This is a genomic window from Intestinimonas massiliensis (ex Afouda et al. 2020) (assembly GCF_900626285.1).
Taxonomy (GTDB): Bacteria; Bacillota; Clostridia; order Oscillospirales; family Oscillospiraceae; genus Flavonifractor; species Flavonifractor massiliensis_A.
On record NZ_LR131147.1, the window covers coordinates 2,086,599 to 2,108,890 of the forward strand.

Here is a 22,292-nt window from a genome sequence, read left to right on the forward strand (position 1 = left end):
ATCGAAAAAATGGAATCCGTGCGGAGCAGGACATGCGCCTGCGCAGCACACCTTAACCTGCGGCCGCGGCGGCCGCAGCCACCCACGCCGGGCGTGGGTGAGGGGGGTATCAAAACCGTTGTGCTGTCTTAGACAGCGCGGCGGTTTTGTATCTAGGGGGGACAAGGTCCCCCCTGGACCGTTACAGCGCGGCCTGGGCGCCGCCCACCACCTCGGTGATCTCCTGGGTGATGGCGGCCTGCCGGGCGCGGTTATAGGACAGATTCAGGTTCTGGAGCATGCTGCGGGCGTTGTCGCTGGAGGACTTCATGGCGGTCATCCGGGCATTCTGCTCCGAGCAGTAGGATTCCACCAGGGCGCCGAACAGGTCGCCCTTCAAGTAGCCGGGCACCAGCCGGTCCATGACCGCCTTGACGGAGGGGACATAGGTCACGTCCCGGTTGTACTTGTCCCGGTTCTCCTCATATTCGGGGAACACGTCCGGGTCCAGGGGCAGCAGCTTGTGGACGGTGGGCTCCATCTGGAAGGAAGTCACCATCTTGGTGAAGAGAATGTACACCTCGTCCAGCTGCCGGTTCAGATAGAGGTCAATGATCAGCTCCGATATGTCCCGGGCCCGGGCCACGGTGGGATTCTGGGCGGTGTAGAGAAACTCCACATCGATGGGGATGCCGTGCTCCTGGAAGTAAGAGCGGCCCACCTGGCCCACCACGAACAGGCTGGGAGTGGCCGTCCTGGCCAGCTTTTCCTCCGCCAGCTTCAGAATGTTGTGGTTATAGGCTCCCGCCAGTCCCTTGTCGCCGGTGACCACGATGTAGCCCACTTTTCGCTTTTCCGCCGGGATCTCCGGCCGCTTGTCGAAGAAGGGGTGGGTGATCTTGGAGGAGTGGTGGAGGATATCGGAGATGGTGGTCTCGATCTTCTGGAAATAGGGCTCCACATCATTGAGCTGCTTGCGGGCCTTCCGCAGGTTGGAGGAGGAGATCAGATACATGGCGTTGGTGTTCTTCAGGGTCTGCTCCACGCTCTTGATGTGGGTGCGGATCTCTTTTATGCTTGCCATGTGGCGCTCACCCGCTTTTTGGCGTCCTCCAGCACCGAGCGGATGGTCTCGATGGCGGGACCGCTCAGATTGCCGGTGGACTGGATCTCATCGGTCACGTCGGCGTGCTCATTCTCCATCTCCTGGGCGAAGTCCAGCAGGAAGTCCCGCACCTTGTCCAGGGGCACATCGTCCACCAGACCGCTGGTGGCGGCATACAGGATGATGGCCTGACGGCTCACCGGCATGGGGTGGTACAGAGGCTGCTTCAGGATCTCCAGCAGCCGCCGGCCGTGGTCCAGGGTCTGCTGGGTGGCCGGGTCCAGATCGGAGGCGAACTGGGTGAACACCTCCAGCTCCCGGAACCGGGCCAGGTCGATCCGCAGGGTGCCGGCGGTCTTTTTGATGGCCCGGGTCTGGGCGGAACCGCCTACACGGGACACAGAGAGGCCCACGTTGACGGCGGGCCGCTGGCCGGCGAAGAACAGGTCGCTCTCCAGGTAGATCTGGCCGTCGGTGATGGAGATAACGTTGGTGGGGATGTAGGCCGACACGTCGCCGGCCTGGGTCTCGATGATGGGCAGGGCGGTCATGGAGCCGCCGCCGTATTCGCGGGTCAGGCGGCAGGCCCGCTCAAGCAGCCGGGAGTGGAGGTAGAACACATCGCCGGGGTAGGCCTCACGGCCGGGGGACCGCTTGAGGAGCAGGGACAGGGTCCGGTAGGCCACCGCGTGCTTGCTCAGGTCGTCGTACACGATGAGCACATCCTTGCCCTTGCTCATAAAGTACTCGCCCATGGCGGCGCCGGAGTAGGGGGCGATGTACTGCAGGGGGGCGGACTCGCTGGCGGTGGAGGACACGATGATGGAGTAGTCCATGGCGCCGTGTTTTTTCAGGGTATCCTGGATGCGGGCCACGGTGGAGGCCTTCTGGCCGATGGCCACGTAAATGCAGATCACGTCCTGGCCCTTCTGGTTCAGGATGGTGTCCACGGCGATGGCGGTCTTGCCGGTCTGGCGGTCGCCGATGATCAGCTCACGCTGGCCCCGGCCGATAGGCACCATGGCGTCGATGGCCAGAATGCCGGTCTGCAGGGGCACGTTTACCGGCTCCCGGCTGACCACGCCGCTGGCCTCATGCTCGATAGGGCGGGTCTCGGTGGTCTCGATGGGGCCCAGTCCGTCAATGGGCTGGCCCAGCACGTCCACCACACGGCCGATGAGGCCGTCGCCCACAGGCACGTCGGCGGCACGGCCGGTGCGCTTGACCACGGTGCCCTCTTTCACGCCGGCGTCGCTGCCCAGCAGCACCACACCCACGCTGTCCCGGGCCAGGTTCATCACCATGCCCTTGACGCCGGTGTCCAGCTCCACCAGCTCGCCGTACACCGCCTTGTCCAGGCCGTAGACGGTGGCGATGCCGTCGCCTACCTCCAGCACGGTGCCGGTCTCATCCCGCCGCACGCGGGTATCATATCCCTGGATCTCCTCCTTCAGGATGGAGACGATCTCTTCCGGGTTGCTTTTCATGCCATTCGCCTCTCTTCCAGTTGCCGGGTCAGGCCGGCCAGCGCCCCGCGGACGCTCTTGTCATAGGTCACGCCCTCGATCTCCAGCGTGAAGCCCCCCAGCAGGGACGGGTCGGTGCGGATCTCAAAGACCACGTCCTTTTTGTGGTGGAGCCGGCACAGGGCCTTTTTCAGCTGTTCCAGCTGGCCCGCATCCGGCGTCCGGACGCAGGTCAGGCGGCACCGGGCCGCCCGCCGCTGGGCCAGGGCCTGATCGTGATAGGCCTCCAGAATGTCGGGCAGCAGGGCCATGCGGCCCTTTTCCGCCAACAGGCGGTAAAAATTCAGCAGCAGGCCGTGGCCGTCCAGCAGAGGCAGCCGGGTCAGCACCCGGTCCTTCTCCCAGGCCTGGACGGCGGGGGAACACAGGCTCTCCCACAGGGGAGCGTCGTCCATGATGGCCTGGGCGGTGGTCCTCAGGGTCTCCTCGTCGGGGGAGACGGCATAGAGAGCCGCCGCGTAACGGCGGGCCAGCTCGCTCATGCCTGCTCACCCACTTCCGACAGGAACGAATCCACCAGGGCCTTGTCGCCGGCCTGATCCATGGAGCGCTGGGCCACCTTGGCGGCGGCCAGCAGGGCCAGAGAGGCCACCTCGTTCCGGGCGCCCCGCAGCATGGCGTCCCGCTCGGACGCGATCTGGGCCTCTGCCTCGCCCCGCAGCCGCTTGGCGTCGGTCTCGGCCGCGGCCATCTTGCCCTCATACACCCGCTGGGCCCGGTTCTGGGCGTCGGCCACGATCTTGGCCGCCTCCTGACGGGCGTCGGTCAGCTTGTCCTCATACTGGGTCTTCAGCTCCTGGGCCTGGCGGTTGTTGTCCTCGGCGGAAGCGATCTCGCCCTGGACCAGGGCGGCCCGCTGCTCCAGCACGGCGTTGACCCGGCCGAACAGGAACTTTCTCAGAATGAAATAGAGCACCAGCAGGTTGATGATGGTGAACACAATGGTGGAAAGATGGAACTCCAGCATCGGGGACGCCCCCTTTAACCCACGAAGATGATCAGCAGAGCGGTAATGAAGCCGAAGATGGCGGTACCTTCTGCCAGAGCGCAGCCCAGCAGCAGCGCGCTGTTGATCTTGCCGGAGGCCTCGGGCTGACGGGCAATGGCCTCGCTGGCCTTGCCGGTGGCAAAGCCGATGCCGATTCCGGCGCCGATACCGGTGAACACTGCGACAGCAGCAGCAATGATAGCCATAGACATGATAATTTCCTCCTGTAAATCAAGTGTTTTGGGTTACTCTTCCTCTTTGATGCCCTCACCGGTGAACAGGGTGGTCAGGAACACAAAGACGACAGTCTGAATGAGCCCGTCAAACAGGTCGAAATAGATGCTGAACACCGCCGGCAGCACCACCGGAACGATGAACTTGAGCATCTCCATGATGATGAATGCGCCCAGCACATTGCCGAACAGACGCATACACAGGGCCAGGGGCCGGATGACCACCTCCATCAGGTTGATGGGGAGCAGCAGCGGCATGGGTGCGGCGAACCGCTTCAGTCCGCCCAGCAGTCCGTTGTAGCGGAACTGGGCGCCGTAGATGAGCAGCATACTCATCAGGGCCAGGGCCGCGGTCACGCTGATGTCCTTGGTGGGGGGCGTCAGGCCGAAGATGCCGATGATATTGGCAAGGCCTATGTACAGCGCCACCGTGCCCAGCCAGGGGGCAAAGGGCTTCCAGTGCCTGCCGATGTTGGTCTTGACGAAGCCGTTGAGGAACTGCACGGCGCTCTCCAGGGCGATCTGCACCTTGCCGGGGCTGCGCACGCTCAGATTCCGGGTCAGCAGCAGAGCGGCCGCCAGCAGCACCGCCATGACGATCCACGTCACCACCACCGATTCCGACACCGGGATGCCGCCGAACAGCGGAATGGTGAACACGGTGTGGGTCCCCAGCTCATCCACCAGGGCTTCCTTGAATGCATCCAAACACATCACCTCGTTTTCGCGTGGACCATCTTACTCCCGCCCCCCGCCTTTGGGTAACCCTTTCGAAAGTAAAAAAAGTATTGAAAATCCGCCGGCTCCTTTTGTTTGACAGTGCCGGGGATTTTTCCTATACTGAATACGAATAAAAAGGAGGCGGGTATCCATGCCCACACGGCCCAAACGCTCCATCCGCGCCCAACTGATGCGGCTCAGTCTGACCATCGTCCTGGTGTCCATTGCCCTCTCTCTGGCCGGGACGCTGTATTTTACCCTCAACAGCGAGCAGGATGCCCTGGACAACAACCTGCTCAACTCCGCCTCCATCCTGTCCCAGGCCCCCCTGATCCAGGAGGCCCTGCTGGGTGAGCGTTCGGAAGCGGAACTGGCGGATTACCTGGACCAGACCACCAGGCAGACCTCGGACATCGATCTGATCCTGGTGGGGGACACCAGCTCCACCCTGCTCTACGTGCCCGACCGGGACCTGATCGGCACCTCCTACTCGGGCACCGCCCAGGCGGGTGCCCTGGCGGGCCACGCCCCCTACACCTCCAATGAGACCGGCCCCATGGGCTCCGACCACTCGGCCTACGCCCCGGTGCGGGACGGGGAGGGCAGGGTGATCGGCTTCGTCATCGTGGGGGTGTACTTCCGCAGCATGGCCCGGGTGTTGGTGCGCATGGTGGTGCGTCTGGTGGTGGTGGGCCTGGTGGCGGCGGCCCTGGGCTCCCTGCTGGCCCTGCGGCTGAGCCAGCGCATCAAGCAGTCCCTGATGGGGTACGAGCCCGATGTCTTTGCCCGCCAGTTCCACCAGCGGGAGGACATCCTGGACGCCCTGGAGGAGGGCATCCTGGCCATCGACAGTGAAAAGAACGTGATCTTTCTGAACAACTCGGCGGCGGAGATGCTGTCCATGGACCGGCAGGCCGTGCTGGGCCGCCCCCTCCATGAGGTCTACCCCCGCTCCACCCTGGACCGGATCCTGGAAACCGGCCAACCGGAGTACAACGTGCCCATGAAGTCCCTCCAGGACATCCGGGCCCTGGCCAACCGCCTGCCCCTGTATGAAAACGGCAAGCTGGCAGGCGCTGTGGGCATCTTCCGCAACCGCACCGAGCTGACCCGGATGGCGGACGACCTGACCGGCGTACAGCACCTGGTGGACGCCATGCGGGCCTACACCCACGAATTCATGAACAAGCTCCACGTGATCCTGGGCCTGCTCCAGATCGGGGAGCCGGAAAAGGCCCAGCAGTACATCATGGACACCACCCAGACCCAGCGGGTGGCGGTGAGCCGGATCATGAACCAGATCCACCAGCCCTCGGTGGCCGCCCTGCTGGTGGGCAAGACCAGCCGGGCCAACGAGCTGGGCATCCGCCTGCGGCTGGACCGAGAGAGCTTTCTCAGCGAGGAGAGCCCCTGGATGCCCCCCGACGCCTACGTCACTGTGCTGGGCAACCTGATCGAAAACGCCATAGAGGTGCTCAACCAGTCCCGCAGCGCCACCAAGGAGATCTCGGTCAGTATCCGGGACAACGAGGACGGCCTACTGCTCTGCGTGGAGGACACCGGCCCCGGTATCTCCGCCGCCCTCCGCCGGACCATGTTCCAGCGGGACGTCTCCACCAAGGGGCGGGGCCGGGGCACCGGCCTGGCCCTGGTCCAGGAGGTGGTGGAGGCCTACCACGGAGAGATCCGGGTGGAGTCGGAGAGCGGCGTGGGCACGTCGTTTTTCCTCAGCTTTTGCCGGGAGGATGACCCGGAGGACAAGGAGTGATGGCTTTGTACCGTGTTGTGATTGTGGAGGACGACCCTATGGTCTCCCTGCTGGACCGCACCTTTACCGAGAAGGACCCCCGCTTCCGGGTGGTCCAGACCTTCCAGGACGGCCGAGCCGCTCTGGAGTGGCTGGCCCAGAACCCCGCCGACCTGGTGGTGCTGGACGTATACATGCCCCTGTTCACCGGCGTGGAGCTGCTCCACGCCCTCCGGGCCCAGGCCATCCCGGTGGACGCCATCATGGTCACCGCCGCCAATGACGCCCCCACGGTGGATGAGCTGCTGAAAATGGGGGTGGTGGACTACCTGGTGAAGCCCTTTACCTTTGAGCGCTTTCAGCAGGCGCTGGATACCTTCTGCCGCCACCGGGACGCCGTCACCGGCAGCGAGGTCTCCCAGGGAGCCCTGGACCAGCTGTTCGCTCCGCCGGACGCCAGCGACCACAGCACCCCCAAGGGGCTTCAGGAGAATACCCTGGGCCTCATTCTGGACTGTCTTCGCTCCGCCCCGCCCCAGGGCCTGCCCAGCGAGGCCATCTCCCGTCAGACCGGCCTGTCGGTGGTGACGGTGCGCCGCTACGTCAACTACCTGGTGGAGCGGGGGCAGGCCTCCAGCACGGTGAACTACGACACCGGCGGCCGGCCCTGCCGGCTGTATAAATTGCAAGTTTGATTGCATTTTTATGAATTGTAAACAAGTGTACTTCTCTTTTATTTTTATTTTTTAAGTAAAATGTACATATTCCTCTTGCCCTTTTGGGTTTTATACGCTAGAATATAGTTAGCGTGCACAAAACATTTCAGGATGATCGTGCACGAACTATTTTTGCGGCAGAGGAGGTGACATGCTTTCGCATTCCCCAACAATAAATAGAGAGGTTGTGTTGCACAATGACTGAGCAAAAGACGAAGGCAGCCAGACTGCCCAACAAAGTGGAAGCGCTGATCCCCATCGTGTTCCTGCTGGCCATCATGATCTCCAACTATGCCCTGGGCTGGGGGCAGGATCCCCACATCCCGGTGCTGCTGGCCTGCGCGGTGGCCATGCTCGTGGGCAAGCTTTGCGGCCATTCCTACGCTGAAATGCTCAAGGGCGCTCTGGACGCGGTAAGTCAGTCCCTGGAAGCCATCATCATCATCCTGTGTGTGGGATGTCTGATCGGCTCCTTCGAGTGGTCCGGCACCATCCCCGCGGTGGTGTACTACGGCCTGAAAACGCTGTCGCCTCAGCTCTTCCTGCCTATCGCCTGCATCCTGTGTGCTGTGGTGGCCATCTCCCTGGGCTCCGCCTGGACGGTGTCCGCCACGCTTGGTATTGCCTTCATGGCCATCGGTGAGACCATGGGCATCAACCCCGCCCTCACCGCCGGCATGGTGCTCTCCGGCGCCTGCTGCGGCGATAAGTTCTCGCCCCTGTCCGACTCTACCAACCTGGCGGCCGGCGCCGCCCAGACCGGACTGTTTGACCACGTGAAGGCCATGGTGACCACCACCTTCCCCAGCCTGGTGATCGCCATTATCCTCTATACCATCATCGGCCTGCGGGGCAATGCGGGTTACGATCCCCAGATTGCCACCGATCTGTCCAACGCCATTGTGAATCACTACAACTTTATGAGCCCCGTGCTGCTCATCCCCATCCTGCTCATCGTGGTGGTGTCGGTAGCCAAGATGCCCGCCCTGCCCGCGGTGCTGCTCATCTCCCTGGTGGGCTGCGTATTTGCCGTGATCTTCCAGGGGGCCACCCTGCCCGACTGCCTCACCATGCTTCACTACGGCTACTCCGCCGAGACCGGCAACGAGCTGTGCGACACCCTGCTGAACAAGGGCGGCATGGACAGTATGCTGTGGACAAACAACCTGGTCATTGTGGCGGTGGCCTTCGGCGGTATCCTGCAGAAGATCGGCGCCGTAGAGTCCGTACTGGGCGGCCTGATCAAGAAGGTCAAGACCCCCTTCCAGCTGGTGCTGGTGACCATGGTCACCTCGGTGTTCTGCATCACCACCATGTGCGACCAGTATCTTGGCCTTATCATCCCCGCCTCCATGTATAAGGATAAATACGACGAGATGGGCCTGGGCCGCAACATGCTCTCCCGCACCCTGGAGGACAGCGGTACCCTGTGGTCCCCCCTGGTGCCCTGGTCCTCCTGCGGCGCCTACCACACCGCCACTCTGGGTGTGCCCACCCTGCAGTACCTGCCCTTCTGCTTCATGAATATCATCAACCCCATTCTGGCCCTGATCACCGTCAGCTACGGCGCCAACCTGCTGTACGCCGACGGCTCCCGCACCACCATCTTCCGCCACCTGAAGAAGGGCAACGGCCCCGCCGGCGCGCCTCCCGAGGCCCACGAGAAGGCCATGGCCGCCCTGGAGCGGATCCGCGCACAGAAGAAGTAAGTTTAACGTGACAAGGAAGTGTCTGCCATGCCCATCAAAGGAATCCAGAAGGCCCGGGCCCGCTGGGTGAAGCCGGTGGCCGCCATCCTGGCGGCGGCCATCGTGGTCTACGAGATCACCCGCCGGCAGTGGTTCTATGTGCCCATCGGCCTGCTGGTGATCCTGGCCTGCTTCTTCAGCAAGGAGCACCTGGTCTCCGACGAGGGTGTGGACATCCAGTACACCCTGTTCGGCGTGGTCTCCCACAACCTGTGGCGGTGGGACGAGGTCACGGCCATCCATGTGGACCGGAAGCGGGCCATGCCCGACGTAGCCCTCCACATCGGGAAGGACGTGGCCACCCGCCTGTTCGTCTTCTCTGCCCGGGACGCCGACGCCGTGCTGGCCCTGGCCAAGGAAAAGAATCCCGCCATCCGGCTGGGCCGTGTGGCCGGCTCCTGAACCATAAAAAAGCAGACGCCCCGCGGGGCGTCTGCTTTTTTATGGCCAGAGGGAGGTGTAGCTGCTGTATCTATCGGTTAGCTTTGAAAACTCCGCCAGGGGGCACACATACTCCACCCCATCCCGGACAAAGCCTGCCGACAGGGTGAATTGAGAGAGCAGAGTAAGGTCGGCGTCCTCCACCCGGGCGGTGTACACCCCGGGGGCCTCCGGGACCATGACGGCCTCCGCCCGCCGGGACTCCTGCCTTTCGTTGACGATCAGGAAGAATACCTCCATCTCCTCCGCCGGGTCATACCGGGCGGTGGTCACCTGAAACTCCACCGTCCGCCCCGCCGAGGAGAAGGAGAGGACCTCAGCTCCCCAGTCGGCCACCAGCTCCGCGGGGTCCAGCTCCTGCGCCTGGCTTTGGAGGGCGGCCACCTGCTCCTCCAGCGCCCCCACCCGGAAGGTGAGCCAGAGGTTCAGCCCCGCCAGCAGCACCAGCGCCGCCGCCAGTGCCGCCGGGAGGATCACGCGCCGCCGGGAACGGCGGGCAGGTACGGGGGCCTCCGGCTGAACCGGCCCCTCTACCTGGAGCAGTTCATTCAAGGTGATGCCGAACAGTTTGGACAGGGCGATCAGCTTGTCGGTATCGGGCACTGCCCCGTCGGCCTCCCACTTGCTCACCGCCTGGCGGGATACCCCCAGCTTGACCCCCAGCCCCTCCTGAGACAGCCCCAGTCTGGTTCTGTGGGTCTGGATCCGCTGGCCCAATGTCATACGCACCGCCTCCTTTTCTGCCTCTATCCTAACTCATTTCCCTCCGGGCGGCAAGATTTGCCCCCTTCCATTTCGTCAACCGCCGGTTGACAGGGAGGATCTCCCTGTTTTGGGGAACAAATCATCACAAATCCTTACAATTTCCGTTTTTCCATTTACGGTTTGGCTATCCGATGTTAAAATGAAAGCACGGGCCGGGTATGCTCCGGCCTTCCATCCCGCCCCATGAAAAGGAGTTTTCTATGAAAAAACGTATGCTGTCCGGGCTGCTGGCCGCAGCGCTGATCTTCAGTCTGAGCGCCTGCGCCAAAGACGACCCGACACCTTCCGGCTCCCCCTCGGCGGAGCCCGACCCGTCCGCCACTCCCTCCGCTGAGCCGGTGGTGACCGCCACCCCCACTCCCTCCCAGCCGCCGGTGTGGGGGGATCAGGCCTTCGCCCGCACCTTTACCGCCGGGGACGGCACCACGGTGCTGTCGGTGAACTACGTGCTGCCCATGGTGCAGAATACCGACACCTGCCCCGCCGGCGCCGCCATCAACGACTGGTACAAGCAGGAGGGCTCCGACCTTCTGACCAGCGCGGAGGACAACTACGAGGCCGCCGTCTCCGACTACGAGGTATCCAAGACCGCCGGTTATTCCTTTACCCCCACCACGGAGGAGATGAGCTACGAGGTCACCTATACCGACAGCATGGTGTACAGCATCCGCCGGACCTGGAACGTCACCGGCGGCATGCCCTACCCCAGTACCTTCGCGGTGGCCGAGCAGTTTGACGCCCGGACCGGCATCAAGCTGGGCTTTGCCGACCTGTTCTCCGACTCCGACAAGGTGCAGGAGCGGGTGGTGGCCGCCTTCCTGAAGCAGGACGAGATCGTGGCCGGGCAGTTTACCGAGGCCCAGATCATCGCCGTCTATCAGCCGGAGAACTTCTGTCTGACGGAAGACGGGTACACCTTCTGGATCCAGGGCAACGACCTGCCCGCCCTCCACAGCCCGGTGGAGGTCACTCTGCCCTACGACAGCATGAAGGATGTGAGCCTGCGTGGATAAACCCGCCGAACAGCAGATCCACCGTCTGACCATCGAGGGCTATTCCAGCGACGGCTCCGGCGTGGCCCGGCTGGAGGGCATGGTGGTCTTTGTCCAGGGAGGCATCTGGGGCGAGGTGTGCGACGTGCGCCTGACCCATGTGGGCCGCAGCGCCCTGTGGGGCAAGGTGGCAAAGGTCATCACCCCCGCCCCGTCCCGCATCGTTCCCGACTGTCCCCATTACGCCCGGTGCGGCGGCTGCCAGTTCCGGCACATGGACTATGGCCAGGAGCTGGAGGCCAAGCACACCCGGGTATATGACGCCCTAACCCGGCTGGGCGGGGTGGAAAACCTGGAGCTGCCTCCGGTGCTGGGCTCCCCGAAGGTGGACCGCTACCGGAACAAGGCCCAGTTCCCCGTGTCCAAAGGACCCCGCATCGGCTTTTACCAGCTGCGCACCCACCGGGTGGTGGACGTGCCCGACTGCCTGCTCCAGAGCGGGGCTGCCGGCCGGCTGCGGCAGGCGGTGAAGGAGTGGATGACCGCCTGGAGCATCCCCGCCTACGACGAAAAGAGCCGCCTGGGCCTGGTGCGCCACCTGTATGTGCGCACCAACCGCCGGGGGGAGAGCCTGTGCTGCCTGCTGGTCAACGGCAGGGGAATCCCCCGGGAGCATGAGCTGGTGTCCGCCCTCCGGGCGGCAGAGCCCCGTCTCACCGGCGTGGTGCTGGGGATCAACCGGAGCCACAGCAACGTGATTTTAGGGGAGAGCTACCGCACCCTGTGGGGACAGGACTTCCTGTCCGACCAGCTGTGCGGCTACACCTTCCAGCTGTCCGTGCCCTCCTTCTACCAGGTCAATCCCGACCAGGCGGAGGTGCTGTACAACAAGGCCCTGGAGTTCGCCCAACTGGCCAAGGAGGACACCGCCCTGGACCTGTACTGCGGCATCGGCACCATCTCCCTGGTGCTGGCCCGGCAGGCCGGGATGGTATGGGGGGCCGAAGTGGTTCCCCAGGCGGTGGACGATGCGGTGGAAAACGCCCGCCGGAACGGGGTGACCAACGCCCGGTTCCTGTGCGGCGACGCGGGGGAGGCAGCCCGACGGCTGGCCGCGGAGGGAATCAATCCCGCCGTGGTGTGCGTGGACCCGCCCCGGAAGGGGCTGGCGGAGGACGTGGTGGACACGGTGGCCGCCATGGCGCCACGCCGGGTGGTCTACGTCTCCTGCGACCCGGGCACCCTGGGCCGGGATGTAAAACGCTTTGCGCAGCACGGCTATGACCTGACCCGGGCGGCGGCGGTGGATCTGTTCCCCCGCACCGCCCATGTGGAGACGGTGGTTTTGCTGTCCCGGCAGACAGCCGAATAAAACGCGGCAGGGAGAGAAATTCTCCCTGCCGCTCCTTATTGCGCATGATACAGGAGCGAGAACTTTATGCCTATCATACTCGATTACCAACTGCGGGAACAAATCCCGCACAACGCAGCAGCATTTCCTGTCAGCTATTATCACGATGAGTTGGCTGACTTGCCAAATTGGGCAGGGCCTGTCCATTGGCATCCAGACTTTGAACTGGCGACTGCTGCAAGACATGTTTTGGAGTACCAGGTCGGGCAGCAGCATATCACTCTGGAGCCGGGCGACAGCATATTTGTCAACGGAAATGTGCTGCACAGAGTGAGGCAGCTGTCCGGCGACAGTCCCGATCCCATCCCCATTATTCTCTTTTCCGGTGCCGCCATCGCTCCCGAACACAGTGCAATTTATCAAAAATATATTCAGCCCCTTGCCCAGTGTGATTCATTGCCCTTTCTCGTATTCCGGCGGGAAAATCCTGCTCACAGTGAAGTGAACGGGCTGATCCAGGATACCTGCCGCTGTCTGAGTGAACAAACGCAATGTTATGAACTGGCGGTACAGCGCAGTATAAGCCGCATATTTGAGTATCTATTTTGTAATCTTGATCGTTTCCCAAAATCTGAAGCCACACGGATACAGATGAAAAGTCAGATACGGCTCCAAAAAATGCTCACTTACATCTATGCGCATTATACGGAAACCGTTACCCTGGAAGAGATTGCGCAGGCGGCTCATATCAGCCGCAGCGAAGCGGGGCGCTGCTTCCATGCCTATATGGGGTGTTCCCCTGTTGAGGCGCTGATCCAATACCGGCTTCAGACTGCCCGCAGATTGCTGAGCGAAAAAACGCTTACCCTTCAGGAGATCAGCTCTGCCTGCGGATTTCATTCCGTCAACTATTTCAGCCGCAAATTTAAGAACGCCTATGGACATGCACCCAGTCAGGACTGCAGTTCGGGTAAATAGTGCTTTCTTCTGACGGTTTTGTGGCTTTGCTTTGCCATAGCACGATGATATAATGCAAACCCGAATGATTCGTTTGGGTTTGAAGGAGATCATCATGACAAAGCAAAAAAACTACAAGAAAACACTGATAGCCTGCTACCTCGGCTTTGTAACACAGGCCATTGCCGCAAACTTTGCCCCGCTCTTATTTTTGACATTCAAGAGCGCTTACGGGATAACCCTGGAACAAATCGCAATGATTCCCATGGTTTTTTATCTCGCCCAATTGCTTATTGACTTTGCGGCTACCAGATTTGCCGACAAAATCGGATACCGCACCTGTGTGGTGGCATCCCAGGTATTGTCAGCAGCAGGTCTTGCATCCATGGCATTCCTGCCGGAGCTGCTGCCCATCCCCTTTGCGGGGATTCTGATCTCAGTCGTACTTTATGCTATAGGCAGCGGCCTGATCGAGGTTTTGGTGAGCCCTATCGTGGAAGCCTGTCCCTTTGAGCATAAGGACGGCGTGATGAGCCTTCTGCACTCCTTCTACTGCTGGGGCGCGGTGGGGGTCGTTTCAGGCTCCACCCTCTTTTTCGCCGTCTTTGGCGTGGAGAACTGGAAGATCCTCACGATCATCTGGGCGTTGGTGCCGCTCTGTAATACATTAAACTTTATAACCTGCCCCATTGAGCGCCTGGTGGAAGAGGGCAAGAGCATGGGCATCGGTCAGCTGCTCAGGTTGCCGCTTTTTTGGCTCATTATTATCCTTATGATCTGCTCCGGTGCATCGGAAGCAACGATGGCTCAATGGGCGTCTGCTTTTACCGAGTCCGCGCTGGGCGTTTCCAAAACGGCGGGCGACCTGGCAGGCCCGGGCCTGTTTGCCATGTTTATGGGGATATCCCGTATGCTGTACGGTAAATTCAGTGAGAAGCTGGATCTGACCAGGGTCATGCTGATCTGCGGCGTACTGTGCGCCGGTTGTTATCTGCTGGCTTCCCTGTCTGCATCCCCCATTCTAGGACTTGCAGGCTGCGCCCTTTGCGGTCTGGCTGTGGGCATTATGTGGCCGGGTTCCATCAGTATCTCTTCTCAGGAATGCCCAAGGGGCGGTACCGCCATGTTTGCATTCCTGGCCCTGGCCGGAGATCTGGGCGCTACAGTAAGTCCTGCTATGGTGGGCAGTCTTTCCCAACTGGCAGGCGGTAACCTGAAAACAGGCCTGTTTGCTGCAACGGCATTTCCCGTGGTGCTCGTATTCGGATTGCTGATTCTGAAAAAGAAGGTTAATAAAGTGGCAAGAAGAAAATAGCAGGCTATGAAAGGATCATGATTGCTTCGTTTATCAAAAATTTCTTAGCACATTTAAGCATATTCTGATATACTACAAAAGGACGGCTTTTATGCTGCGCCATATCATCTAACGGTTGCCGCCGGAGCGGCATAAGGCCTGACGATCCATTAAACTACAAGGAGCAAAACAGACCCTATGAAACTGATCTTAAGCGACAAGCCGCTTAACCTCACTGTCAACGACCCACAGCAGATCAAAGTGATTGATCTCTCAGCCCTGAACATCCACAACTGCGTGGGCTGCTTCGGCTGCTGGACCAAGACGCCGGGCCGGTGCGTCATCCGGGACGACGCGGTCACGGTGTATCCTCTGATCGCCCGGAGCGACGCCGTGGTCTACGTCAGCCGGATCAAGTACGGCGGCTACGACACGGTGATGAAAACCATGCTGGAGCGGGCCATTCCCGTCCAGCAGGCCTTTATCCGTCTGGTGGACGGGGAGACCCACCACGTCCAGCGGGCCGTGGTCCCCAAGGACGCCCTGATCCTGGCCTACGGGACAACTTCCCCGGAGGAGCAGGAGCTGTTCCGGCAGCTGGTGGCCCGGAACGCCCGCAACATGAGCTTCAAGAGCTACAAGATCCTGTTCCCCGCCGAAGCGGCGCTGGACAATCTGGTACAGAGCGAGGTGGCAAAATGGGAAGCATCCTGATTCTGAACGGGAGCCCCAGGCCCCCCCGCTCCAACTCCAAGCGGTACGCCAAGCTGTTTATGGACTGCTGCAAGGCGGACTACTGCGACATCACGAAGGCCAACCACCAGGCCCTGTGCGCCAAAATGGAAGGCTATTCCGACCTGGTCTTTGTGTTCCCCCTGTACGCCGACGGCCTGCCCGTCACCCTGCTGAACTTTCTCAAGGCGCTGGAGGCTCACCCGCCCCGGCACAAGCCCACCGTATCCGTCCTTATCAACTGCGGTTTCCTGGAGTACACCCAGAACGACGCGGCGGTGAGCATGATGGCTTTGTTCTGTAAACAGAACGGCTATCGCCTGGGCTCCGTGCTGAAGATCGGCAGCGGCGAGGCCATTCTGGACTCCCCCTTCCGCTTTCTGGCGGCGGGGAGCATCAAAAAATTCGCCAGGTCTGTGGAACGGGGCCGGTACGCCTCCTTCCACACCACCATGCCTCTCCCCAAGTCCCTGTTCCTGAAGGCGTCCACAACCTACTGGACCAACTACGGAAAGCGGAACGGGGTCACCAAAGAGGAGATGGAGACCTTGAAAATCGAATAAGCAGGCTTTCGCCCGCAACTGGAGACGGTGGCCCGGCCGCCAGGCTCCCCTCCGCCCCCAAATTTTATGCCCCTGTTCGGGGAAGGAGGTTCTTTCTGTTGTCCGGCACTACTATTTCCAACCTGAAACACATTCCCGCCCGGTGTGTCTGCCTGGCGGTGGGTCTGGCCATTATGGCCTTCGGAGTGGCCTTCTCCATTACCGCCGCCCTGGGCACCTCGCCCATCTCCAGCGTGCCCTATGTGACCAGCTGTATCTCCGGGCTGAGCGTGGGTACCACCACCATTATCATGAACTGCATCTTCGTGCTCATTCAGATCCTGATTCTGCGCAAACGCTACCAGTGGTTCCAGCTGCTCCAGATCCCCGCCGCCGTCCTGTTCGGCCTGATGATCGACGTGGGGGAGTGGGTGCTCCGGGGCATCTCCTACTCCAATTACATCCAGCAGTGGGTGCTCTGCGTCATCGGCATCGTGCTGGTGGCTCTGGGGGTGAGCATCGAGGTCATGGCCAAGCTGATCACCACCGCCGGAGAGGGGATCGTGCTGGCCATCTGCCAGGTGACGCCCCTGAAATTTGGCAACATGAAGGTGGCCTTCGACGTGACCCTGGTGTGCATCTCCATTGTCACCGGCCTGATTTTCCTGGGCCGGGTGGAAGGCGTCCGGGAGGGCACCGTGGCCGCCGCCATCTGCGTGGGGCTCATCACCAAGCAGTTCAAAAAGCCGGTGGGCAGGTTTGAGGAAAAGTTCCTGCTGTGATCCCAGCGCCGTGTACCCGTGAGGTACACGGCGTTTTTTCTTGACGGCGCATACCCCCCAGGGTATAATGTACCTATACCCCCATTGGTATAAGGAGGCATGGTTATGGCGCGTCTGGAATCTCTGCTGGCGTGGGGCGGCATCAAGCGGGACGTCCTCTTCCTGGTCCTGTCCGGTCTGGCCCTGGCGGCCAGCATCTTTGATCTGCTCCCCCTCCCCTTTGATCCGGCCTGGGTGGCCATTGTGCTGTGCGGCATTCCCATCCTGCTGGAGGCCTTCATCGGCCTGGTCACCGCCTTTGACATCAAGGCCGACCTGCTGGTGTCCATTGCCCTGGTGGCCTCGGTGTGCATCGGGGAGGACTTTGCCGCCGGAGAGGTGGCCTTTATCATGCAGCTGGGGGCTCTGCTGGAGGAGCTGACGGTGGCCCGTGCCCGGGCGGGCATCGAGAAGCTGGTCAAACTCACCCCCCGCACCGCCCGGCGGATCACGGCGGCGGGAGAGGAGATCATCCCCGCCCAGCAGGTGCGGGTGGGGGACCTGCTGCGGGTGCTTCCGGGGGAGACAGTGCCGGTGGACGGCGTGGTGCGGGCCGGACAGACCGCCATTGACCAGGCGGTGATGACCGGGGAATCCCTGCCGGTGGACAAGGGCCCCGGGGACCCGGTGTCTAGCGGCACGGTGAACCAGTTCGGCTCCTTTGACATGACGGCGGAAAAGGTGGGGGAGGACAGCTCCATCCAGCGGATGATCCGGCTGGTCCAGTCCGCCGACGCGGGCAAGGCCAAGATCGTGGGGCTGGCCGACCGGTGGGCCACCTGGATCGTGGTCATCGCCCTGTCGGCCGCCGCCCTCACCTGGCTGTTCACCGGGGAGATTATCCGGGCGGTGACCATTCTGGTGGTGTTCTGCCCCTGCGCCCTGGTGCTGGCCACCCCCACCGCCATTATGGCGGCCATCGGCAATGCCACCCGCCGCGGCTTTCTGGTGCGGGAGGGGGACGCCCTGGAGCGGCTGGCCCTGGTGGGGCGGGCGGCCTTTGACAAGACGGGCACCCTGACCCAGGGTGTGCCTCGGGTGACCCGGATTATCTCTTGCCACCCCCAGTGGCCGGAGGATAAGCTCTTTGCCGCCGCCGCGGGAGCGGAGGAGCGCTCAGAGCACCCTCTGGGCAAAGCGGTGGTGCGCTACTGTAAGGAACGAGGGCTGGCGATTCCGGAGGCGACGGACTTCCGGATGCGCCCCGGCCGGGGCGTGGAGGCCTGGGTAAACGGCGCGCATCTGCTGGCGGGCAACGCCGCCCTGCTGGAAGAGGCGGGGGTGCCCCTGACCCCGGCGGCGGAGCAGGCCGCCCGGACCTGTCAGGAGGAGGGATGCACTGTCATCTATCTGGCCTCCGGCGGAGCGGTGGCGGGCCTGCTGGCCCTGGCAGACACCCTGCGCGCTGACGCCGCCGAAACGGTGGCCCGGGTGCGGCAGGCGGGGGTGGAGCCGGTGCTCCTCACCGGCGACCATGAGAACGCCGCCCGGCACATCGCGGCCCAGCTGGGCATCACCCAGGTACAGGCGGGCTGTCTGCCGGAGGACAAGCTGGACTGGATTTCCCGCAGCCAGGCGGAGGGGGTGCCGGTGTGCATGGTGGGGGACGGGGTAAACGACGCACCCGCCCTGAAAAAGGCCATGGTGGGCATTGCCATGGGGGGCGTGGGCAGCGACATCGCCGTGGATGCCGCCGACATCGCCCTGGTCAGCGACGACATCAGCCAGCTGCCCCACCTGCTGGGCCTGGCCCGGCGGATGATGACCACCATCAAGGTCAACCTGACCTTCTCCATGGCGCTGAACTTTGCTGCTATCGCCCTGGCCATCACCGGGGTGCTGAACCCGGTGGTGGGCGCCCTGGTCCACAACGCCGGCTCGGTGGCTGTTATCGTCAACTCCGCCCTGCTGCTGGCCTGGCGCCGGAAGTGACAAAGGACAGGGGTGTTTTTTGGCCGGATTTTGGTATCGTATTCGAAGAAGTTGTGTGATATAATAACCGCGGAGCGGGCCTGCGGGACCGCTCCGCAGGTGCTCTGACCGCAGTTATGAGACTGCCGCCCTGCGCGGCGGTCTTTTTTATTCCGATTTTTTATTTTCGCCGATTTTACGTCAACTTTTTCACCGGCCCTTCCGTCTGTGGGATAGCTCCCCGCCCGCTGCCCGGAAAGGAGGCCGTTTTGTGGGTTCGGAAAGGGTGTGCTCTGTTTGGAGCTTGACTATAACAAGCTGCTTTGCCTGGTCAGCGAAATGGGCTACCGGCTGATGGAGAGCGGCGCGGAGATCTACCGGGTGGAGGAATCCATCCGCCGGCTGCTCCAGGCCTATGGGGTGGATCAGGGAGAAGTCTTTGCCATCCCCAACTGCATCATCATCAGCCTGACCTCCCCCAAGGGGGAACCTCTGACCCAGATCCGGCGGATGCCCGCCCACGGCACCGACATCTACCTGTTGGAGCAGTATAACGGCCTGTGCCGCTCCCTGTGCAGGCAGGCGCCTCCCTTTGACGAGGCGCTGGAGCAGATGGAGCAGATCCAGCGGAATCACCGGGTGTATCCGCTGTGGATCCAGCTGCTGGCCTATTTCCTGGGCTGCGGCATGTTCTCCCTGTTTTACGGCGGCTCTCCGCTGGACGGCGTGTGCGGCGGAGTGTGCGGAGTGGTCATCGGGCTGTGCCTCACCATCACCTCCCGGCTGGGGGCCAACCTGTTCTTCAAGACCGTGGCGGGCGGAGCCGCCTCCGCCCTGGCGGCAGTGATCCTCACCAGCCTGGGCGTGGGGGAGAAAATAGACCTTATCATCATCGGCGCCCTGATGGCCCTGGTGCCCGGCATCGCCATCACCAACGCCATGCGGGACATCATGGCCGGCGACATGGTGGCGGGCATCAGCAAGGGGGCGGAGGCCCTGCTCATCGGGGCGGCCATCGCCCTGGGCACCGCCCTGTCCCTGGGCCTGACCCGGATGTTTATGGGAGGTTAAGATGGACGAGCTGACCTATTACCTTCCCTGCATCTGGGCCTTCCTGGCCTGCATCGGGTTCTCCCTGCTGTTCAACATCCACGGCGTGGGCATGTTCATCTGCGCCGGCGGCGGGGCCCTGGGCTGGCTGTGCTACCTGCTCACCGCCCCTCTGGTCCACAGCGATATCATCCAGTCCTTTTTTGCCGCTCTGGTCATCTCCGCCTGGTCGGAGCTGATGGCCCGGCTGCGGAAATGTCCGGTGACCAGCTATCTGCTGGTGGCGCTCTTCCCCCTGGTACCTGGCGGCGGCATCTACTACACCATGGAGTACGCCATGAGCGGAGAGACCTCTCTGTTCCTCTCCTCCCTGCTCCACACTCTGGGCCTGGCGGGCGCGCTGGCCACCGGAGTGCTGATGGTATCCTCCCTGATGCGGCTGTTTACCGTCTCTCAGGAGAAGCACCGCGCCCAAGAGGAGAAACCGCATGGCAAACTTTGATTTTATTTTGTTTGACGCGGACAACACGCTGTTCGACTTTGACAGGGCGGAGCATGAGGCTCTTCGGGGCGTGCTGGAGGCCAGAGGCTACCCCTTCAACAACCATACCCGGGACCTGTACCTGTCCATCAACCGGGAGCTGTGGGCCCGGCTGGACCGGGGCGAGGTCACCCAGTCCTGGCTGGTGGTGGAGCGGTTCGCCGCCTTCACCCGGGCCATGGGCGGCTCCGACGACCCGGTGGAATTCAACCGGGACTACCTGGACCGGCTGGCTCAGGGCTCCTTCCTGCTGCCCGGCGCGGAGGAGCTGTGCCGCCATCTGGCGCCCCACTGTACTTTGGCCATCATCACCAACGGCGTGGCCCGCGCCCAGCGGGGCCGGTTTGCCCGCTCCCCCCTGGCCGGGGTCATCCCCCATCTGTTCATCTCTGAAGAGGTAGGTGCCTCCAAGCCCTCCCCCGCCTTTTTTGAGCCGGTGCTCCGGCAGCTGGGAAGCCCTTCCAGGGCGCGTGTCCTGGTGGTGGGGGACAACGTGGCCACCGACATCCGGGGCGGGCTGGACTGCGGCCTGCCCACCGCCTGGTACAACCCCGGCCATCTGCCCAACGCCACCCCCTGGACCCCCAGGTGGGAAGTGGCATCCTATCCTCAGCTGGAGGACCTGATCCTGGGTCCTGCCTCTCCATGATACATAGAATATAGAAAAACGAGGTGTCTTACCCTTGTCCTCTTCTCAATACCGACCCAAACGGGTATATCAGGAGCGGCGGAAGCGGCGTCCGCCCCTTCTTCCCCTGATCGTCGCCGCCATCGCGGTGTGCCTGGCCCTTATCATCATTCCCACTCTGGGTCAGTCGCCGGAGGAATCTCCCGCGGCGGACAACCGGTCCGCCCCTCCTGCGGCCGAGACAGCCACGCCTGCTCCCACCCCCACGCCTACTCCCACACCTACCCCTACGCCCACACCTACTCCGGAGCCCACCCCCGTGGCCTTTGACTTTACCCAGCCCGCTCCCGCCGGCGAGGCGGTGGAGATGGACTACTTCTCCGACGCGCTGTTCATCGGCGATTCCCGCACCGACGGCCTGCGGCTGTACAGCGGCATCAAGGGGGCCAGCTTCTACTGCTACAAGGGCCTGACCATCTTCGAGATGGACACCAAGAAGGTCATTGAGCTGAACGGCGGCAAATATACCGTGTCGGAGGCCCTGGCCAAGGGTCCCCAGTACAAGAAGATCTATGTCTCCCTGGGCGTCAACGAGCTGGGCTACTACAACGACGATTCCTTCCACAAGACCTTTGGCGCTTTTCTGGAAAAAATCCGGGAGCTGCAGCCCGATGCCATCATCTATCTGGAGAATCTGGTGCCGGTGAATCCGGAGAAGTGCAAGGCCAATGATCAGGCCTATTATGTCAATAATGACCGGGTGGCGGCCTACAACGCCATCTACCCCCAGCTGGCCCAGGAGGAACATGTGGTACTCCTGGACGTGGCCGGGGCCCTCAGCGATGAAAACGGCATCCTGCCCGCCGACGCCACGGTGGACGGGGTCCATTTCACAAAAGCCTGGTATCAAAAATGGCTGGCCTTCCTGATGGAGCACACCGTGGATCCGGAGGTGTACCAAGCCGGGATCGCCGCCGCGGAAGGAGCAAATACATAATGATGAAACACGTTCTCACCCGCATGGTCCCCGCCGTTCTGGTGCTCTGTCTGGCCCTCACTGCCTGCGGCAGCAAGGATACCGGCAGCACCGGCTATGACCCCGCCGCCACCGCCCAGGCCCTGCTGGACAGCGGCGCCTTTACCGACACCCTGGAGGAGGTGGACAAGGACACCGCCGCCATGCTCTACGGTGTGGAGGCCGACAGCATCACCGACTGCGCCTGCTATACCTCCCTGTCCGCCGGCGCCGAGGAGATCGCGGTGCTCACCATGGCGGACGCCGACAGCGCCAAGGCCGCCATGGACGGTCTGGAGGCCCGGGTGGCTGACCAGAAGGCGGTGCTGGAGAGCTATCAGCCCGACGAGGTGAGCAAGCTGGACAAGGCCATTCTCACCCAGTCCGGCAGCACGGTGGTGCTGGTGGTGGCCGCCGATGCGGACAAGGCCCAGTCCACTCTGGACAGTCTGAGCAAGTAAATACCCCGGCGGGACCCGCAAGGTCCCGC

The 22,292-nt window shown here is 62.5% G+C and carries 24 protein-coding genes; 17 read left to right on the forward strand and 7 right to left on the reverse strand.

From position 1 onward, the window contains the following. Positions 1-181 precede the first annotated feature (181 nt). The 6 genes from atpG to E0E41_RS10485 are packed head-to-tail and all read right to left on the reverse strand — an operon-like array spanning position 182 to position 4,545. Positions 182-1,063, reverse strand: coding sequence for an ATP synthase F1 subunit gamma (gene atpG / locus E0E41_RS10460; protein WP_130869849.1), 882 nt, complete (start codon positions 1,061-1,063; stop codon positions 182-184). Continuing rightward, positions 1,051-2,571: a F0F1 ATP synthase subunit alpha gene (atpA, locus tag E0E41_RS10465; RefSeq protein ID WP_130869850.1), complete on the reverse strand. Its 1,521-nt coding sequence runs from the start codon at positions 2,569-2,571 to the stop codon at positions 1,051-1,053. The genes atpG and atpA overlap by 13 nt, the downstream gene beginning before the upstream one ends. After that, a complete protein-coding gene (gene atpH / locus E0E41_RS10470; protein WP_130869851.1) occupies positions 2,568-3,092 on the reverse strand; it encodes an ATP synthase F1 subunit delta in 525 nt (174 codons plus the stop codon). Before atpH ends, atpA begins: the two co-directional genes overlap by 4 nt. After that, entirely contained in the window at positions 3,089-3,577 is a 489-nt protein-coding gene (gene atpF / locus E0E41_RS10475; RefSeq protein ID WP_130869852.1) for a F0F1 ATP synthase subunit B, read from the reverse strand. The genes atpH and atpF overlap by 4 nt, the downstream gene beginning before the upstream one ends. A 14-nt stretch (positions 3,578-3,591) precedes the next feature. After that, positions 3,592-3,810, reverse strand: coding sequence for an ATP synthase F0 subunit C (gene atpE / locus E0E41_RS10480; protein ID WP_207754525.1), 219 nt, complete (start codon positions 3,808-3,810; stop codon positions 3,592-3,594). A gap of 33 nt (positions 3,811-3,843) precedes the next feature. Then, a complete protein-coding gene (locus tag E0E41_RS10485; RefSeq protein WP_130869853.1) occupies positions 3,844-4,545 on the reverse strand; it encodes a F0F1 ATP synthase subunit A in 702 nt (233 codons plus the stop codon). A 157-nt stretch (positions 4,546-4,702) separates the two neighbouring features. On the opposite strand from E0E41_RS10485, the gene E0E41_RS10490 reads away from it, so the two are divergent. The 4 genes from E0E41_RS10490 to E0E41_RS10505 all read left to right on the forward strand — a co-directional run bounded on the left by E0E41_RS10490 (position 4,703) and on the right by E0E41_RS10505 (position 9,164). Beyond that, positions 4,703-6,319: an ATP-binding protein gene (locus tag E0E41_RS10490; RefSeq protein WP_130869854.1), complete on the forward strand. Its 1,617-nt coding sequence runs from the start codon at positions 4,703-4,705 to the stop codon at positions 6,317-6,319. A 5-nt stretch (positions 6,320-6,324) separates the two neighbouring features. Beyond that, positions 6,325-6,993 (forward strand): response regulator, encoded by a 669-nt coding sequence (locus E0E41_RS10495; protein WP_130869855.1) that lies wholly within the window; start codon positions 6,325-6,327, stop codon positions 6,991-6,993. 218 nt (positions 6,994-7,211) lie between these two features. After that, the gene (gene nhaC, locus E0E41_RS10500) at positions 7,212-8,723 is read left to right on the forward strand and encodes a Na+/H+ antiporter NhaC (RefSeq protein ID WP_130869856.1); all 1,512 of its coding nucleotides are present in this window, start codon (positions 7,212-7,214) and stop codon (positions 8,721-8,723) included. A 27-nt stretch (positions 8,724-8,750) separates the two neighbouring features. Continuing rightward, positions 8,751-9,164, forward strand: a complete 414-nt coding sequence (locus E0E41_RS10505; protein WP_130869857.1) for a hypothetical protein — start codon at positions 8,751-8,753, stop codon at positions 9,162-9,164. A gap of 39 nt (positions 9,165-9,203) precedes the next feature. Here the strand turns inward: E0E41_RS10505 and E0E41_RS10510 are convergent, their stop codons facing one another. Next, positions 9,204-9,926: a helix-turn-helix domain-containing protein gene (locus tag E0E41_RS10510; protein ID WP_130869858.1), complete on the reverse strand. Its 723-nt coding sequence runs from the start codon at positions 9,924-9,926 to the stop codon at positions 9,204-9,206. A gap of 242 nt (positions 9,927-10,168) precedes the next feature. Here E0E41_RS10510 and E0E41_RS10515 point away from each other — a divergent pair, with 242 nt between their 5' ends. The 13 genes from E0E41_RS10515 (at position 10,169) to E0E41_RS10575 (ending at position 22,263) form a co-directional block, all read left to right on the forward strand. Then, positions 10,169-10,981, forward strand: a complete 813-nt coding sequence (locus E0E41_RS10515) for a hypothetical protein (RefSeq protein WP_130869859.1) — start codon at positions 10,169-10,171, stop codon at positions 10,979-10,981. Further along, positions 10,974-12,332: a 23S rRNA (uracil(1939)-C(5))-methyltransferase RlmD gene (rlmD, locus tag E0E41_RS10520; protein WP_130869860.1), complete on the forward strand. Its 1,359-nt coding sequence runs from the start codon at positions 10,974-10,976 to the stop codon at positions 12,330-12,332. Before E0E41_RS10515 ends, rlmD begins: the two co-directional genes overlap by 8 nt. A 66-nt stretch (positions 12,333-12,398) precedes the next feature. After that, complete coding sequence (locus E0E41_RS10525; protein WP_130869861.1) at positions 12,399-13,289, forward strand: AraC family transcriptional regulator; 891 nt, start codon at positions 12,399-12,401, stop codon at positions 13,287-13,289. Positions 13,290-13,383: 94 nt separating this feature from the next. After that, a complete protein-coding gene (locus E0E41_RS10530; RefSeq protein ID WP_130869862.1) occupies positions 13,384-14,583 on the forward strand; it encodes an MFS transporter in 1,200 nt (399 codons plus the stop codon). Between the two features lie 177 nt (positions 14,584-14,760). Next, the gene (locus E0E41_RS10535) at positions 14,761-15,276 is read left to right on the forward strand and encodes an NAD(P)H-dependent oxidoreductase (RefSeq protein ID WP_130869863.1); all 516 of its coding nucleotides are present in this window, start codon (positions 14,761-14,763) and stop codon (positions 15,274-15,276) included. Continuing rightward, entirely contained in the window at positions 15,261-15,857 is a 597-nt protein-coding gene (locus tag E0E41_RS10540; protein WP_130869864.1) for a hypothetical protein, read from the forward strand. The genes E0E41_RS10535 and E0E41_RS10540 overlap by 16 nt, the downstream gene beginning before the upstream one ends. 98 nt (positions 15,858-15,955) lie before the next feature. Then, on the forward strand, positions 15,956-16,618 hold the full coding sequence (locus E0E41_RS10545) for a YczE/YyaS/YitT family protein (protein ID WP_207303212.1): 663 nt from the start codon (positions 15,956-15,958) through the stop codon (positions 16,616-16,618). Between the two features lie 105 nt (positions 16,619-16,723). Continuing rightward, entirely contained in the window at positions 16,724-18,589 is a 1,866-nt protein-coding gene (locus E0E41_RS10550; protein ID WP_130869865.1) for a heavy metal translocating P-type ATPase, read from the forward strand. A gap of 267 nt (positions 18,590-18,856) precedes the next feature. Continuing rightward, the gene (locus tag E0E41_RS10555) at positions 18,857-19,639 is read left to right on the forward strand and encodes a threonine/serine ThrE exporter family protein (protein ID WP_438819458.1); all 783 of its coding nucleotides are present in this window, start codon (positions 18,857-18,859) and stop codon (positions 19,637-19,639) included. Between the two features lies 1 nt (position 19,640). Beyond that, positions 19,641-20,120: a threonine/serine exporter family protein gene (locus tag E0E41_RS10560; protein ID WP_130869866.1), complete on the forward strand. Its 480-nt coding sequence runs from the start codon at positions 19,641-19,643 to the stop codon at positions 20,118-20,120. Beyond that, positions 20,107-20,808 (forward strand): YjjG family noncanonical pyrimidine nucleotidase, encoded by a 702-nt coding sequence (locus E0E41_RS10565; protein WP_130869867.1) that lies wholly within the window; start codon positions 20,107-20,109, stop codon positions 20,806-20,808. The genes E0E41_RS10560 and E0E41_RS10565 overlap by 14 nt, the downstream gene beginning before the upstream one ends. Before the next feature lie 34 nt (positions 20,809-20,842). Further along, positions 20,843-21,784 carry a GDSL-type esterase/lipase family protein gene (locus E0E41_RS10570; RefSeq protein ID WP_130869868.1) on the forward strand — a complete coding sequence of 314 codons (942 nt, stop codon included), beginning with the start codon at positions 20,843-20,845 and terminating at the stop codon, positions 21,782-21,784. Further along, on the forward strand, positions 21,784-22,263 hold the full coding sequence (locus tag E0E41_RS10575; RefSeq protein WP_242623755.1) for a DUF4358 domain-containing protein: 480 nt from the start codon (positions 21,784-21,786) through the stop codon (positions 22,261-22,263). Before E0E41_RS10570 ends, E0E41_RS10575 begins: the two co-directional genes overlap by 1 nt. Positions 22,264-22,292 lie beyond the last annotated feature (29 nt).

Excerpts from the sequence above, each read along its gene's own strand:
- atpG (WP_130869849.1), bottom strand. The coding sequence starts at position 1,063 with ATGGCAAGCATAAAAGAGATCCGCACCCACATCAAGAGCGTGGAGCAG.
- atpA (WP_130869850.1), bottom strand. The coding sequence starts at position 2,571 with ATGAAAAGCAACCCGGAAGAGATCGTCTCCATCCTGAAGGAGGAGATC.
- atpH (WP_130869851.1), bottom strand. The coding sequence starts at position 3,092 with ATGAGCGAGCTGGCCCGCCGTTACGCGGCGGCTCTCTATGCCGTCTCC.
- atpF (WP_130869852.1), bottom strand. The coding sequence starts at position 3,577 with ATGCTGGAGTTCCATCTTTCCACCATTGTGTTCACCATCATCAACCTG.
- atpE (WP_207754525.1), bottom strand. The coding sequence starts at position 3,810 with ATGTCTATGGCTATCATTGCTGCTGCTGTCGCAGTGTTCACCGGTATC.
- E0E41_RS10485 (WP_130869853.1), bottom strand. The coding sequence starts at position 4,545 with ATGTGTTTGGATGCATTCAAGGAAGCCCTGGTGGATGAGCTGGGGACC.
- E0E41_RS10490 (WP_130869854.1), top strand. The coding sequence starts at position 4,703 with ATGCCCACACGGCCCAAACGCTCCATCCGCGCCCAACTGATGCGGCTC.
- nhaC (WP_130869856.1), top strand. The coding sequence starts at position 7,212 with ATGACTGAGCAAAAGACGAAGGCAGCCAGACTGCCCAACAAAGTGGAA.
- E0E41_RS10505 (WP_130869857.1), top strand. The coding sequence starts at position 8,751 with ATGCCCATCAAAGGAATCCAGAAGGCCCGGGCCCGCTGGGTGAAGCCG.
- E0E41_RS10510 (WP_130869858.1), bottom strand. The coding sequence starts at position 9,926 with ATGACATTGGGCCAGCGGATCCAGACCCACAGAACCAGACTGGGGCTG.
- E0E41_RS10515 (WP_130869859.1), top strand. The coding sequence starts at position 10,169 with ATGAAAAAACGTATGCTGTCCGGGCTGCTGGCCGCAGCGCTGATCTTC.
- E0E41_RS10525 (WP_130869861.1), top strand. The coding sequence starts at position 12,399 with ATGCCTATCATACTCGATTACCAACTGCGGGAACAAATCCCGCACAAC.
- E0E41_RS10530 (WP_130869862.1), top strand. The coding sequence starts at position 13,384 with ATGACAAAGCAAAAAAACTACAAGAAAACACTGATAGCCTGCTACCTC.
- E0E41_RS10535 (WP_130869863.1), top strand. The coding sequence starts at position 14,761 with ATGAAACTGATCTTAAGCGACAAGCCGCTTAACCTCACTGTCAACGAC.
- E0E41_RS10540 (WP_130869864.1), top strand. The coding sequence starts at position 15,261 with ATGGGAAGCATCCTGATTCTGAACGGGAGCCCCAGGCCCCCCCGCTCC.
- E0E41_RS10550 (WP_130869865.1), top strand. The coding sequence starts at position 16,724 with ATGGCGCGTCTGGAATCTCTGCTGGCGTGGGGCGGCATCAAGCGGGAC.
- E0E41_RS10560 (WP_130869866.1), top strand. The coding sequence starts at position 19,641 with ATGGACGAGCTGACCTATTACCTTCCCTGCATCTGGGCCTTCCTGGCC.
- E0E41_RS10565 (WP_130869867.1), top strand. The coding sequence starts at position 20,107 with ATGGCAAACTTTGATTTTATTTTGTTTGACGCGGACAACACGCTGTTC.
- E0E41_RS10575 (WP_242623755.1), top strand. The coding sequence starts at position 21,784 with ATGATGAAACACGTTCTCACCCGCATGGTCCCCGCCGTTCTGGTGCTC.